We start from the raw sequence: 13,402 nt of genomic DNA, 5'->3' as shown, positions 1-13,402 counted from the left end.
GCCAAAACGCGGCCATACGAAAAAGCGAAGGCGCGTCCGGAGTGGACTACACCTTCGCTTTTCGACTGTATCCCTTCCCGGCTGCTCCGCGGGCGGAGGAACCGGCATGCTAGAGAGTCTCGCCGGAAAACTCTCCCTTCATCGTATGCCCGGGTTTGGAAATTGACACGGAACGCCGCCTATTTCGCGCGGAAAAAGGCACGATTCCCATACCGTTCGGAGTGCTATCACATACAGTAGAGGACACGGCTAGCAGAGCGAACGATCCTCCGTTCGCCGCCCGCAAAATCGACCGGGAGGGAATCGCCATTGGATGGTCGCGAGGTTGTGGAGTGGCTTCTTAGCGCTATTGAATCCGGCAAAGCATCGGAATGCAGGACGATTCTCCGATTCGCCGAGCAGGACCTTTATGACCGATTCCAGCATACTCTGCAGGCTGCGCTCCCGCTATATCCGCAGCTTGGATGCATTCGTCGGCTCGACGTCATTCCCGCCATGATCTGCCCATTGCCGCGGGCGACGGAAGTTCCGCCTGCTTTTCGCAACTGGCTTAGCTTAGAGAACGACCAAGCCGTGCAGCTTCAAGCGCTGCCGAGCGGTACGATCGTCAACGAACGGGGCATCCCATGGGGCGTCAGACATATCGGCGCACCATCGGCATGGAGTCGAACGACCGGCAATCGGGTAAAAGTCGGCGTTATCGACACGGGCGTCGACTTCGGCCATCCCGATCTCCGGCATTCGCTGGAACGGGGAATCAATCTGCTTCACCGAATGGAGTTGCCTCAGGACGACAACGGTCACGGAACCCACATAGCGGGGACGATCGCCGCGGCTAACCAGCACCAGGGGATGATAGGCGTAGCTCCCCGCGCGCAGATTCATCCGATCAAAGCGTTCGATTATAACGGAACGGCGTACGTATCCGATATCATACTCGGCATCGAATGGTGCGTGCGCAACGGAATCGATGTCGTCAATATGAGCTTCGGCATGAAGACGAGAAGCCGCTCGCTCTATGCGGCGGTAAACAGCGCTTTTCGCTCCGGCGTCCTTATCGTCGCTTCTTCGGGCAATGACGGCCGTAACGGAAGCATCGATTATCCCGCCAGATATAGTCATACGATCGCGGTCGGCGCCACGACGCGCCAAGGCCGTATAGCGGGATTCACCAACAGAAGCGGCTTGATCGACGTCTACGCGCCGGGAGAACGCATCGTGTCCGCGTGGCTCAGAGGCAAGCATCGCGAGATGAGCGGCACCTCGATGGCGACTTCCCACGTAACGGGGGCTGTCGCTTTGTTGCTTGCGCTTAAGCCCAGACTGCTACCCGGACAAATCAAGAACATCATCCAGCGGTCTGTCATCCCTCTGAAAAACAGCAAAACTCCCCGGTCGGCCGGGGAGCTTAGCGTTACTCGCATGATGAGGTTAGTCGACTTGCTCTAAGCTACATCTTCTCAGGAGCAGATACGCCTACTAGCGCCAAGCAATTCGCGATCGCTATGCGAAGCGCGGCAAGCAATTGTAGCTTAGCTTGGCTTTGTGCCGCGTCTTCGGTAATGACGCGCTCGGCGCGATAGTAGCTGTGGAACTGCGCTGCCAGCTCGTAGACGTAGCGGATGATGATATGCGGAGCGTACAGACGGGCGGACTCCCCGATCGTCTCGGGCAATTCTCCGAGCTTGCGGATTAGGTCGAACGCCGGCTCGGTGTCCAGCAGCGACAAGTCGGCCTCTTGCCATGGCAATACGGCAATGCCTTGCTCTTCCGCCTGGCGGAAAATGCTGCAAATTCTCGCATGCGCGTACTGCACGTAGAATACGGGATTTTCGTTGGACGTGGACACCGCGAGATCCATATCGAAGTCCAGGTGCGAATCCATGCCTCTCATCGAGAAGAAGTAGCGAATCGCGTCGACGCCGACTTCGTCCATCAGATCTTCCATCGTGACGGCTTTGCCGGTCCGCTTGGACATTTTGACCTTTTCGCCGTTTTGGAACAGGCTGACCATCTGCGCGATAAGGACCGTAAGCTTGTCGGGATCGTTGCCGAGCGCGGCCATCGCCGCTTTCATCCGCGGGATGTAGCCATGGTGGTCGGCGCCCCAGATGTTAATCAATTGATCGTAACCGCGCGAGAACTTATCCATATGGTAAGCGGTATCCGGCGTCAGGTACGTGTAGCTGCCGTCGTTTTTGACGAGCACCCGGTTTTTGTCGTCGCCGAAATCGGTCGAGCGGAGCCACACCGCGCCTTCTTCGTCGTAGACTTGGCCTTTGGCTTTCAGCGCATCCAGCGCCTCGATGACCTTGCCAGTTTCGTATAGCGAAGTCTCGCTGTACCAGATATCGAAGCTGACTCCGAACCGGCCGAGATCGCGCTTGATCTTATTCAGTTCCTTGTCCAGACCGTACTTACGGAAAAAGTCGAACCTAGCTTCGTCGTCCAACGCCAGAAGCTTATCCCCTTGTTCGGCGGTGAGTTCCTTGGCGAAACCTACGATATCTTCGCCATGGTAACCGTCTTCCGGCATCTCGACGTCTTGACCGAGCGCTTGGCGATAACGCGCTTCGATGGACTTCGCCAAGTTGTTCACTTGGTTTCCGGCATCGTTAATGTAATATTCCCGCGTCACTTCGTAGCCCGCAGCAGCCAATACGTTGCAGAGCGCATCGCCTACGGCCGCGCCACGCGCGTGCCCCAAGTGAAGGCTGCCCGTCGGGTTGGCGCTGACGAACTCGACGTTAACGGACTTGCCTTGACCTACGGAGATCGTACCGTACTTATCCCCTTGGCTCAGCACCTCACCGATGATCGGGTACAGATAGCTCTTGTTCAGGCGGAAATTGATGAACCCCGGACCGGCGATCTCGGCCGATACGATGCTCGCCTTGTCTTTATCGATGTTCGCGATTAACGCTTCCGCGATTTGGCGCGGATTGCGCTTGGCGACCTTCGTTAGCTGCATCGCCAAGTTCGTGGAAAGGTCGCCATGGCTTTTGTCCTTTGGCACCTCCAGCGTAATCGCCGGAATTTCGCCGGCATCGGCTACTAATCCCGCGGCGGTCACGGCCTCGGCCAGCGTCATTTTCAGATCGGCATAATAACGGTCTAGTACGTTCGTCGTCATGATTGCGTTCCTCCTTGATTCGTTTCGGCTTCGCTAGCGGCTTCGTCCTCGCATCGCTCCGCGTAAAGACGGACAATGAATGTGCCTGCAGGCTCTTCTGCCGACCACAATGTATAATGCCATTCCAGCAACAACGGCAGCGCCGGTTGCGGGTCCGAGGCTTCGTCCATCCCCGGCAACGTGTCGGCCACGACCCTCAGAAGCGTCGTCTCCGTATCGAGGTTCAGCCGGACTTGCCCGTTCGAGTAATAACCCGGCAGTCGGCTGCCGAGCGCGAAAGTCTGCTCCGACTCCGCATCCCCTCGCCGCGTAACCTTCAATGCGCCGTCTTTCCAGGACACAAGCGTCCTTACGCTGTTCCCCTCGTCAACTTCCGTGTACTTCACGTAGATGCCGTTATTGCGGTAGTACCATTCCCCGTTCATTGTTCGCGAAAGCTTCTCTCCATCCGCCGTGCTGTCGAGCATGATGCGGACGGATGCTTTGGAGGAGTTTCCTTGCTGCTCCTGCATCGTCACCCTCCCCCTTCCTTCCGGATACAAACATAAAAGCCCCCGTCTCCATGTAAGAGACGGAGGCTGACTCCGCGGTACCACTCTTCTTGTCGCCCCGGGCGGCTATTACGGCCTAGTGAGGAACGACATCTTGAACACGATAACGGAGTGACCGGACCCTCCTACCCGGCGCTTGCCGCGCTTTCGGAAGATCGGCTCACGGGTGCGCTTCCGTTTGCGTCGGACCGCCGGCTCCCACCTTCCCGGCTCGCTGTTCGTCCTTATCGCTAACGTACTGTCCCGATCACAGCCTGTTGCTTTGTTGCTCCTATTTTATCGGATGATGCCATGCGTGGCAAGTAAAAATGAGCGGGACGAACGCGGATTTTGCCGCCTTCGCATTTAGCCCCCGGGCACTCGCCCGCCCATCTTCTCTATCTCGCGGCACAGCTCGTGCTGCCAGTCCGAATCCTCCGTAATCGACGCGACGAGCGATAGATTGTATAACTGCGCCAGCCTATAACAATAATCGGCGTTCAAGTCCAAGCAATGTTCGAGCTCCCGCTGCTCCGCGTCGGTGAGCTTTTTGCGCCTCTGGATGATTCTCAGCTCCGCCATTCTTTCGTATACCGGCAGCATCCCCATGAGCAACACTCTCCTACTCCAAGCATGCCCAGAAGGGTGCGGGGTTTAAACGAGAAAAGCGTGTATTTCCGCGTGGGATGGGGGCATTGTGCCTCTATTGGGGCGATGAGTTGGGGTTGGTGCGGAATAGGGGCATATTTGCCTCTATTGAGGCGACGAGTTGGGGTTGGTGCGGAATAGGGGCATATTTGCCTCTATTTGGGCGGCGAGTTGGGTTTCGTGCGGAATAGGGGCATATCTGCCTCTATTGGGGCGATGAGTTGGGGTTGGTGCGGAATAGGGGCATATTTGCCTCTATTGAGGCGACGAGTTGGGGTTGGTGCGGATTCGCTTCAATTTGAGGTGGAGTACGGATGGGAACACGTAAAAAAGCCCCCGAACAATCGCGACAAGCGCGATGAACGGAGGCTCATTACACACTAATTACTTCACGAAACCGAGCAGCATCTCGCGGATCATCTTCGAAGCGACGATCGGCGTCATCTCCGTCGGATCGTAGATCGGTGCGACTTCGACGAGGTCAAAGCCGACGACGTTAACGCCGGAGCGCGCGATCGCGTGAATCGCTTCGAGCAGCTCCTTCGTCGTAATGCCGCCCGCTTCGGTCGTACCCGTGCCCGGCGCCGCCGACGGATCAAGAACGTCGATGTCGATCGTGACGTAGACGGGACGGCCGGCTAGCGAAGGAAGCTCCTTCTTCAGCGGCTCGGCTACTTCGAACGGATGGAAGTGGATGCCCGACTCCAGCGCGTAAGTCCAATCTTCCTTGGAACCGGAACGAATACCGAATTGGTAAATGTTCGACGGACCCATCAGCTCTGCCGCTTTGCGAAGCGGCGTCGAGTGGGACAGCGGCTCACCCTCGTAGTCTTCGCGCAAATCGGTATGCGCGTCGAAGTGGATGATCGCGAGGTCCGGATATTTCTTATACACCTCTTGGATGACCGGCCAGCTAACGAGATGCTCGCCGCCGAGACCGACCGGGATTTTGCCGTCCGCGAGCACGCCGCGCACGAAATCGCCGATAATGTCCAGGCTTTTTGCCGCGTTGCCGAACGGGAGAAGCAAGTCCCCGGCGTCGAAGTACGCGAGATCCACGATGCTGCGATCCAAGTAAGGGCTGTACTCTTCCAATCCTACGGACGCTTCGCGAATACGGCCGGGGCCGAAGCGCGAGCCGGGACGGAAAGATACGGTGTAGTCCATCGGCATTCCGTAGATAACCGCTTTGGAAGCGGCGTAGTCGTCGGAGCTGCAAATGAACACGTTGCCGGAATAAGCTTGATTAAGACGCATGTCGAATCTCCTTTAATGTAGAAGCGATCTTAACGATTCAGAAAGCATCCAGGTTCGATGCTTATCCTGAATCGTCTTCGACATAAACGTTATCCCGCCATCCCTAGGGACGGCGCTAGCCGTTTATGCTTATTTCGTGAGATCCTCGACGAACTTCGGCAGCGCGAAAGCCGCTTTGTGAAGACGCGGGGAGTAGTATTTGGTGTCGAGCTCGGGAATCGCGGACTCGTCGACTTGCAGCGGGTCGTGCTTTTTGCTACCCATCGTGAACGTCCAGAGGCCGCTCGGATAGGTCGGAATGTTCGCGCAGTACACGCGGACGATCGGGAATACTTCCTTAACGTCGCGGTTAACGCTTTGGATCAGATCGGCTTTGAACCAAGGATTGTCCGTCTGCGCGACGAAAATGCCGTCATCCTTAAGCGCGTCGTAGATACCTTGATAGAAGCCCTTCGTGAACAGATTGACCGCCGGACCGACAGGCTCGGTGGAGTCGACCATGATCACGTCGTATGTAGCTTTGTGATCGTGAATGTGCATGTAACCGTCGTTCACGATAACTTCTACGCGCGGATCTTCGAGCTGACCCGCAATCGACGGGAGATATTGCTTCGAATATTCGATAACTTTGCCGTCGATTTCGACGAGCACGGCCTTCTTCACTTGCGGGTGCTTCAATACTTCGCGAATTACGCCGCCGTCTCCGCCGCCTACGACAAGCACGTTTTCCGGGTTAGGGTGGGAGAACAGCGCCGGATGCGCCACCATTTCGTGATAGACGAACTCGTCTTTGACCGTCGTCATGACCATGCCGTCAAGTACGAGCATATTGCCGTATTCTTCCGTCTCGATCATGGCGAGCTCTTGGAAGTCCGTCTGTTCGTGGACCATCGTTTGCTTGATTTTCATCGTAATACCGAAATTTTCGGTTTGTTTTTCCGTATACCACAGTTCCATGGAGGACATGAGATCCCTGCTTTCTATCGCGTGCAAAGCGACCGCTGTATTGTACCAATCAACATGTATTATATAAAATCAAGCCCAAAAAGCAACCCAAGCCCCTCGGAAGCCCCCATACGGATAGTCTCTGCTCCCTTATTCCATACTATAGGAGAATTTCCTAAAGCGACCGAACGGGGGGAATAGGCATGGAACAAACCGACGACGCGCAAGAGCATTCGCCCAAGCCGCGCCCGGTCTCGAGATGGACGAAGCTTCGCCGGAGACTCGGTTGGCTAACTCTGTTCTCTTTACTTCTCCTCTCCGGCTGCGGCTTCTACATGTTGCGCTACGGCGCGTTGCCGGCAGGGGCGATCATGCAATCCACGCAAATCATCGACTCGGAAGGCGTCGTGCTCGCGTCCGTGCAAGGCGGCGTCAACCGGCAGATCGTCAAGCTGGCGGATATTTCCCCTTGGCTCGTGAAAGCGACCGTCGCCATCGAGGATCGCCGGTTTTACGAGCATGCGGGAGTCGATTTGCACGGTCTCGCCCGCGCAGCATGGGTGGACATGCGCCACATGTCGAAGCAGCAAGGCGCCAGCACGTTAACGCAGCAGCTCGCCCGGAACTTATACTTGTCGCACGAGAGAACTTGGACGCGCAAAATCAAGGAAGCTTGGTATGCCGCGCGCTTGGAGCAAACCTATTCGAAAGACGAGATTCTAGAGCTCTACTTGAATCAAATCTATTACGGGCACGGGGCATACGGGGCCGAGGCGGCGGCCAAGCTGTACTTCAACAAGCCCGCGAAGCAGCTTTCCATCGCGGAGAGCGCGCTGCTTGCCGGCATCCCTAAGGGTCCCCGCTATTATTCGCCGCATTTGCACCCGGAGGAATCGAAAGCCCGCAGACAGCAAGTGCTAGAGGCGTTGCTAGAGACGCGGCAGATTACGGCGCAGCAAGCGGAGAAATCGGCGGCGAAGCCGCTCGGCATTCGCGCGTTGCCGGAGGAGCAAGTTAGCGCGGCCCCTTATTTTGCGGATTACGTGAAAAAAATCGCCATCGAGAAGCTAGGCATAGACGAACGCCTAATTAATGAAGGCGGATTGCGAATTTATACGACTCTCGACGCGCGCGTGCAGCGGCAAGCCGAGGCTGCGGTCAAGCAAGGTCTTCCGGCGGGGGAGTCCGAATTGCAGGCGGCGTTGATCGCGATCGACCCGCGCAACGGCTATATTAAGGCGATGGTAGGCGGACGCAATTACCGCCGGAATCAATATAATCGCGTGTTCGCGAGCAGCCGCCAGCCCGGTTCCTCGTTCAAGCCAATCATGTACGCCACCGCGCTCGAACAACATGCCATTACCGCCGCGACCCGCTTCCGGAGCGAGCCGACGCTGTTCTACTTCGACGGCAACCGGCAAATCTATCGTCCGAGCAACTACAACAACCGTTATTTCAACGGCGAGATCGGTCTTCGGCAAGCAATCGCCGCTTCGGACAATATTTTCGCGGTCAATACGATTATGCAGGTGGGACCGGAGCAAGTCATCGGGATGGCCCGCAAGCTCGGCATTCATTCTCCGCTGAACGCGGTTCCGTCGTTAGCGCTCGGCACGTTCCCGGTCAGTCCGTTCGAGATGGCCTCGGCGTACTCGGTGTTCGCGGGGCAAGGACGCAAAGCGGAACCGATCGCGATTACGCGGATCCTGGACGCGAAAGGCAGAGTCATCTACGAGGCGCATCCTTCGACCACGGAGGTACTTTCGCCCGCGTTAGCCTATGTGACGACGCATCTGCTCGAGAGCGTATTCGATCGCGGAGGCACCGGCCATCGCGTATCCAGCCTGCTTAAGCGCCCCGTCGCCGGTAAATCGGGCACGACCGACTCGGACGCTTGGTTCGTCGGTTATACGCCGGAGCTAACGACCGCGGTATGGGTCGGTTACGATCGGGGGCGCCCGATCACGTCCACCGAGGCGCATCGTGCGGCACCGATTTTTGCTCATTTTACGGAAGCGGCGCTCGCGGACGTGCCGCCGAGCTCGTTTCCCATGCCGGAAGGCGTCGTGAGCGCGACGTTCGACCCCGCGACGAGCTTGCTTGCCGCGCCGGAATGTCCCGCGGAATGGACGACGGAAGTTTTCCTCTCCGGCACGGAGCCGACCGAGACTTGCGCGCTCCACCAAGATAAAGCCGGCGGCGATCCGGCGGATCATGGCGGTGGCGGTGGAGGTCGCTCGTGGTGGCATAAGTTTAGGAAATGGTGGTAGGTGGGTAGCTACAAGGCACCCATGTAACGGTGTGAGACACCGTTAGAGCGGCGCGATTGCGATTTTTGCCCGTGTAACGGTGTGAGACACCGTTACAGCGGCGCGATTGCGATTTTTGCCCGTGTAACGGTGTGAGACACCGTTAGAGCGGCGCGATTGCGGATTTGCTCGTGCAGCGGTGCGTGACACCGTTGGAGTGGCTGCGATTGCGGATTTGCTCGTGCAACGGCGTGAGACACCGTTGGAGCGGCGCGATTGCAGGAGTTGCTCGTGCAGCGGTGCGTGACACCGTTGGAGCGGCGCGATTGCAGGAATTACTCGTGCAACGGTGTGAGACACCGTTGGAGCGACCGCGATTGCGGATTTGCTCGTGCAGCGGTGCGTGACACAGTTGGAACAGCAAGATTGCGGATTTTGCTCGTGCAGCGGTGCGTGACACCGTTGGAGCGGCGCGATTGGGGGTTGGGGACGACAAAGGGCTATCCCCCTCGGGATAGCCCTCCTTGTTATTTGGCTCTACTATTCCGCATGGCAGCTACCAACTTCACTCCGGCAACCTCACCCTCTACGAACCGCCGATACTCCGGCGATTCCATCGGGACTAGCGCCATCCTGCCTGCCTCATTAAAATGAACGCCCCAACCGTACTTCTTCGGCAGCATCGAAGCGCGGAAGCACGCGGTCGGCTTACCGTAGAACTGTTCGCGTAGCTCCGCGCCCTTCTCTTCGAGCTCGGCCGCCGGAACTTCCTTGTGGCGGGCATGAACCTCGAACAAAATGTCCTTTTGCGTATAGGCGTAGGGACGGTTCGCGATCAAATCGAACTCGATACCCGGCTTCGTCTTCCCCGCCTTCTTGTCCGGCGGTACGATGCCGCGCTCCACGGGGCAATCCGTCGCTACGGTAATGAAAGTATTGTAATAGTTCCATTCCATCCGCATCGCCCCCGTTTTACGCCAATAAATCTTTTAACGCTTGCGGCGAACGGTCCCACCACTCGGCATTATGCTCTACAAGTAGCTTGCGCAGCGCTTCCTTCTCTACAGGACCGATATTATCGAGCATGAACTTGCGCTTCAGAGAAGCATCGAGCCGATTCACGTGATCGGGCAGTAGCTTCCACCCGCGACGCGCCTCCGTGTCGATCAGCATTTCGCAAGACGTAGCACCTGCGTAGTAGCTGCCTTCCTCGTTGCGGTCGACCGCGACCCAGACGATCCACGCGGGACGGCCGTTCGGCACGTCTTCCTTGTTCGGCGAGAACTTGATCCCTTTCTCCACCTTGCTCTTCGCGTGCATCGCCCCGACGTCGATATACGCCTCTCCGGCATCGATGATCACGCAAGATACTTGGCTCAGATCGATCGTACCCGCTCCGAACCCTCTATGTTCCTTATTGCTGACGACGTTAAGCGACAGCTTCTTCTTTTCCGGTTGTTGCCCGTTGTTATCCATCCAGCACCCTCCAACCCTTTCGAACAGTGTTCACCCCATCATTTTATCGAAAATAGCACGAAAAAGCGATCCCGCGACCCAGGGATCGTCAGCACGAGCGACCGAACCGGCTTGCCGCCGCGTATCTCGACAGGTAACTGCGGTCCCTGTCCCTCACGAAGATCGGCAACCTCATTTTCGCTATATCCCTATGTATAAGCGCCGTCCGGCAAATACAACGAAACGTTGCCTGACTTCAATTGATTACCGAGGAGGAATCCGCTCCGGATGTTCGTCACTCCGACAAGATCCAAGGAACCGCTAACGGGACTCGAAAGCGGCGTTCGGCCGATGGACGATAACGTGACGAGGATCTTGGTCCAAGACAATTTCACTTCGATCTCCTCCTCGTGGAACGAAAAAAGATGCATCCGAAGAGACATCTTTGTGCGAACATTGTTTCGATAAATTAGGCAATCCTGTACTCGACATCATAACAAATCGGAAAACCGTTTTCCTATGCATGCCGGCCACAAGGGCGGTTTCCGCCAGCGATATCGGGCCGTCCTTATCGCATGCTACGCTCAGGACGGCCTTTTCCGCGGGCATACTGGAAATTCGAGTGTATTTCAACTAGGTCATAGATCGTCGGGACCCCGATTCGCGCGAAGCGATTTCACGAGCTTTTCTGGGGAACAATAACTCCACCTGGGTGCCTTCGGTTCCCTTGGAATGGATCCGGATCGAACCGCCATGGGCTTCCACGATCCATCTGGCGATGGACAATCCGAGTCCCGTCCCGCCCTGGGTGCGGGAACGGGACTTGTCGCCGCGGTAAAACCGTTCGAAGACGTGCGGAAGATCTTCTTCCGCGATTCCGCAGCCGGTGTCCGAGATCACAATCGATAAGGTATACGATGACGCATAGCGCCCGGCCACCCGAATCTCTCCGGCTTCCGGGGTATACTTCAGCGCATTGTCCAGCACGATGACAAGGAGCTGGCGGATTCGGCCATCATCGCCCCACAAGGCCAGCGGCCTCTCGATTTCCGTGACGATCGCGATCCCTTTGGATGCCGCCAAAAGTCGGAACGACTCCGTCACCTCAAGCAATACGGAATCGAGCGACAGGCGCGAGGGGTGGATCTGCGCCTGGTTCGAATCGGACCTTGCCAGCGTCAGAAGGTCGTCCACCAGCTTGCCGAGCCGTCTGCTTTCTTTGAGGATGACCGCGATACGAGGACTTTCATGTTCGACGGAATGCTCGGGATGCTGCAGAATCAGTTCCGTTTGCGCATGGATTACCGCCGCAGGCGTGCGAAGCTCGTGCGAAGCATCGGTCACGAACCGCTGCTGCTTGTCCCAGGAACGGCGGATGGGAATCAATGCGCGCCCTGACAGAAACATGCCCGCAACGATCGAGAAAATTCCGCCGGCGACTAAGGCCGCGATGATATCCGTGAGCAGCAGTTGCAGCGTGCGATCTACGTCTCCTAAACTTTTGACGATCCCGACAGAGACTATTCCTTCCGGATTCGAAAACGATAGAGATACCGTCATTACCCGATAATGGTTGCCGCCTGCCGACACGGTACGGATTCCGACTTTGCCAGGACTTCCTCCGAAACGTTCCGCCGTTTGCTTCTCAAAGGAGGAAGGCGGAGATTGACTGACCAGTTTACCCTTTGCGTCCCACATAAGATAAGTCAATTTTTCACGAGGCTCTGAGTCAGATCCCTCGTTCTGAAGCATATCCGAGTAATGATGGGCGGATTGAAGCCGGGTATTCGCCTGCTTCATCGATTCGTCCGTCTCATGGAGCAGCCGATTCCGCATATGAGCGTACAGCAAGTAGCTCAGCACGGCAAGAACGAGCAGGAAAACCGCCGCGTTCAGCAAGGCCAGCCTTCTTCGCGTACTATTGAACATGGGGCTCCCCCTTGAACATGTAGCCGATTCCTCGCACGGTGCGCAAATACGCGTCGATGTCATGGGCCGCGAGCTTCTTGCGCAGATGGTAGACGTACACTTCGACAGCCGTGATCGCAGACCCCGATTCGAACCCCCATACCCGGTCGAAGATTTGCTCCCTGGTTAATATGCGTCCGACATTGCAGAGAAAATATTCCAGAAGTTCATATTCCGTGGCAGTCAGGTTCAGCGTAGCATCGTTGCAGAAGGCCGCCTTGCCCGTAGGGACTAACCGGATCGGACCGCATGTTAGATCGCCTTCTTGGTCTAGCGTCCCCCGTCTTCGGAGAACGGCCCTGGACCTGGCCAACAATTCCGAGACGGCAAACGGCTTCGTAATATAATCGTCCGCGCCCGCGTCGAGACCGGCCACCCGGTCTGCTACGGCATCTTTGGCCGTTAGAAGAATGACGGGCGTCAGAATGGAGCGGGCCCTTAATCGTTTCACGATCTCCACTCCGCTCATGCCGGGCAGCAGGACATCTAGAACGATGAGATCGTGGATAGCCTGATCCGCCGCATAGTATCCTTCGTCTCCCGCTTCAGCGGCATCCGTAAGATAACCTTCCCCTTCGAAAATATCACGAACGATCCGGAGCAAATCGGGATCGTCTTCCACGACTAAAACGCGCATGACGTCGCCTCCGGCCTTATTTTACACTCATCTTACCAGAAAGGCCGGTTTTAAGAAAATTTAAAGGTTGGCTTGTTATACTGAGTTCGAGTTAGAAGATAAGAACCCTTAAAGGAGAGAAACGGCATGGCGAAAATGGAAAAAAAATGGATCGCCCTTTGTTCCGCAGCCATTGGAGCATTGTACGCCACCGAATATATCGCTACACAATCTCAAGCGTCCGCAGCGCAGCCGTCTGCGTTTTACCAATCCGCGGACCCAACTTCAAACGCTCAAGTGTTAAGTACGGTGACCGCCGAAATTTACAAGAACGGCACCTATACAGGGATGGGAAGCAATCGGCGCGGGTCAATCCAAGTGGACGTTACCTTGAACAATGACAAAATCACTGACGTCGTAATCAGCGATTTCGCCATGCATTATTCGGAGTCCGATGTGGTAGGCTTACCGGACGAGGTGTTGCAATATCAGAGCGCGCAAGTCGACAACGTATCAGGCGCGACTTACAGCACCAGAGCCTTCGAGGATGCCGTCCAGAATGCCCTGGACCAAGCTCGGAACTCTTGACGGGAGACTACAG

At 56.6% G+C, this 13,402-nt stretch carries 13 protein-coding genes; 3 read left to right on the top strand and 10 right to left on the bottom strand.

Translation table 11 applies throughout. From position 1 onward, the window contains the following. Positions 1 to 309: 309 nt before the first annotated feature. Positions 310 to 1,449: a S8 family peptidase gene (locus ACFPQ4_RS06385; RefSeq protein ID WP_378110947.1), complete on the top strand. Its 1,140-nt coding sequence runs from the start codon at positions 310 to 312 to the stop codon at positions 1,447 to 1,449. A 1-nt stretch (position 1,450) separates the two neighbouring features. Here the strand turns inward: ACFPQ4_RS06385 and argS are convergent, their stop codons facing one another. The 5 genes from argS to speE all read right to left on the bottom strand — a co-directional run bounded on the left by argS (position 1,451) and on the right by speE (position 6,525). Further along, positions 1,451 to 3,133: an arginine--tRNA ligase gene (gene argS, locus ACFPQ4_RS06380; RefSeq protein WP_378110946.1), complete on the bottom strand. Its 1,683-nt coding sequence runs from the start codon at positions 3,131 to 3,133 to the stop codon at positions 1,451 to 1,453. After that, a complete protein-coding gene (locus ACFPQ4_RS06375) occupies positions 3,130 to 3,645 on the bottom strand; it encodes a YwiB family protein (RefSeq protein WP_378110945.1) in 516 nt (171 codons plus the stop codon). Before ACFPQ4_RS06375 ends, argS begins: the two co-directional genes overlap by 4 nt. Before the next feature lie 384 nt (positions 3,646 to 4,029). Further along, complete coding sequence (locus ACFPQ4_RS06370; RefSeq protein ID WP_378110944.1) at positions 4,030 to 4,272, bottom strand: DUF7667 family protein; 243 nt, start codon at positions 4,270 to 4,272, stop codon at positions 4,030 to 4,032. A 423-nt stretch (positions 4,273 to 4,695) separates the two neighbouring features. Further along, complete coding sequence (speB, locus tag ACFPQ4_RS06365) at positions 4,696 to 5,568, bottom strand: agmatinase (protein ID WP_378110943.1); 873 nt, start codon at positions 5,566 to 5,568, stop codon at positions 4,696 to 4,698. 129 nt (positions 5,569 to 5,697) lie between these two features. After that, positions 5,698 to 6,525, bottom strand: coding sequence for a polyamine aminopropyltransferase (gene speE, locus ACFPQ4_RS06360; RefSeq protein ID WP_378110964.1), 828 nt, complete (start codon positions 6,523 to 6,525; stop codon positions 5,698 to 5,700). 191 nt (positions 6,526 to 6,716) lie between these two features. Here speE and ACFPQ4_RS06355 point away from each other — a divergent pair, with 191 nt between their 5' ends. Beyond that, complete coding sequence (locus ACFPQ4_RS06355; protein WP_378110942.1) at positions 6,717 to 8,783, top strand: transglycosylase domain-containing protein; 2,067 nt, start codon at positions 6,717 to 6,719, stop codon at positions 8,781 to 8,783. A 506-nt stretch (positions 8,784 to 9,289) separates the two neighbouring features. Here the strand turns inward: ACFPQ4_RS06355 and ACFPQ4_RS06350 are convergent. The 5 genes from ACFPQ4_RS06350 to ACFPQ4_RS06330 all read right to left on the bottom strand — a co-directional run bounded on the left by ACFPQ4_RS06350 (position 9,290) and on the right by ACFPQ4_RS06330 (position 12,822). Continuing rightward, the gene (locus ACFPQ4_RS06350) at positions 9,290 to 9,718 is read right to left on the bottom strand and encodes a DUF6157 family protein (protein ID WP_378110941.1); all 429 of its coding nucleotides are present in this window, start codon (positions 9,716 to 9,718) and stop codon (positions 9,290 to 9,292) included. Between the two features lie 16 nt (positions 9,719 to 9,734). Continuing rightward, positions 9,735 to 10,238, bottom strand: a complete 504-nt coding sequence (locus tag ACFPQ4_RS06345) for a YwhD family protein (protein ID WP_378110940.1) — start codon at positions 10,236 to 10,238, stop codon at positions 9,735 to 9,737. Positions 10,239 to 10,426: 188 nt separating this feature from the next. Further along, on the bottom strand, positions 10,427 to 10,612 hold the full coding sequence (locus ACFPQ4_RS06340) for a hypothetical protein (protein WP_378110939.1): 186 nt from the start codon (positions 10,610 to 10,612) through the stop codon (positions 10,427 to 10,429). A gap of 238 nt (positions 10,613 to 10,850) precedes the next feature. Continuing rightward, positions 10,851 to 12,146, bottom strand: coding sequence for a sensor histidine kinase (locus ACFPQ4_RS06335; protein WP_378110938.1), 1,296 nt, complete (start codon positions 12,144 to 12,146; stop codon positions 10,851 to 10,853). After that, positions 12,136 to 12,822: a response regulator transcription factor gene (locus ACFPQ4_RS06330; RefSeq protein ID WP_378110937.1), complete on the bottom strand. Its 687-nt coding sequence runs from the start codon at positions 12,820 to 12,822 to the stop codon at positions 12,136 to 12,138. Before ACFPQ4_RS06330 ends, ACFPQ4_RS06335 begins: the two co-directional genes overlap by 11 nt. A 126-nt stretch (positions 12,823 to 12,948) precedes the next feature. Here ACFPQ4_RS06330 and ACFPQ4_RS06325 point away from each other — a divergent pair, with 126 nt between their 5' ends. Next, a complete protein-coding gene (locus tag ACFPQ4_RS06325) occupies positions 12,949 to 13,389 on the top strand; it encodes an FMN-binding protein (protein ID WP_378110936.1) in 441 nt (146 codons plus the stop codon). Positions 13,390 to 13,402: the final 13 nt, after the last annotated feature.

Source organism: Cohnella yongneupensis (assembly GCF_042655785.1).
GTDB classification, from domain to species: Bacteria; Bacillota; Bacilli; order Paenibacillales; family Paenibacillaceae; genus Cohnella; species Cohnella yongneupensis.
This window is presented reverse-complemented; position numbering and strand designations above follow the sequence as displayed.

Bases quoted from the DNA above. Each gene is read 5' to 3' on its own strand.
- argS (WP_378110946.1), bottom strand. From the start codon at position 3,133: ATGACGACGAACGTACTAGACCGTTATTATGCCGATCTGAAAATGACG.
- ACFPQ4_RS06375 (WP_378110945.1), bottom strand. From the start codon at position 3,645: ATGCAGGAGCAGCAAGGAAACTCCTCCAAAGCATCCGTCCGCATCATG.
- ACFPQ4_RS06370 (WP_378110944.1), bottom strand. From the start codon at position 4,272: ATGGGGATGCTGCCGGTATACGAAAGAATGGCGGAGCTGAGAATCATC.
- speB (WP_378110943.1), bottom strand. From the start codon at position 5,568: ATGCGTCTTAATCAAGCTTATTCCGGCAACGTGTTCATTTGCAGCTCC.
- speE (WP_378110964.1), bottom strand. From the start codon at position 6,525: ATGGAACTGTGGTATACGGAAAAACAAACCGAAAATTTCGGTATTACG.
- ACFPQ4_RS06355 (WP_378110942.1), top strand. From the start codon at position 6,717: ATGGAACAAACCGACGACGCGCAAGAGCATTCGCCCAAGCCGCGCCCG.
- ACFPQ4_RS06350 (WP_378110941.1), bottom strand. From the start codon at position 9,718: ATGGAATGGAACTATTACAATACTTTCATTACCGTAGCGACGGATTGC.
- ACFPQ4_RS06345 (WP_378110940.1), bottom strand. From the start codon at position 10,238: ATGGATAACAACGGGCAACAACCGGAAAAGAAGAAGCTGTCGCTTAAC.
- ACFPQ4_RS06335 (WP_378110938.1), bottom strand. From the start codon at position 12,146: ATGTTCAATAGTACGCGAAGAAGGCTGGCCTTGCTGAACGCGGCGGTT.
- ACFPQ4_RS06330 (WP_378110937.1), bottom strand. From the start codon at position 12,822: ATGCGCGTTTTAGTCGTGGAAGACGATCCCGATTTGCTCCGGATCGTT.
- ACFPQ4_RS06325 (WP_378110936.1), top strand. From the start codon at position 12,949: ATGGCGAAAATGGAAAAAAAATGGATCGCCCTTTGTTCCGCAGCCATT.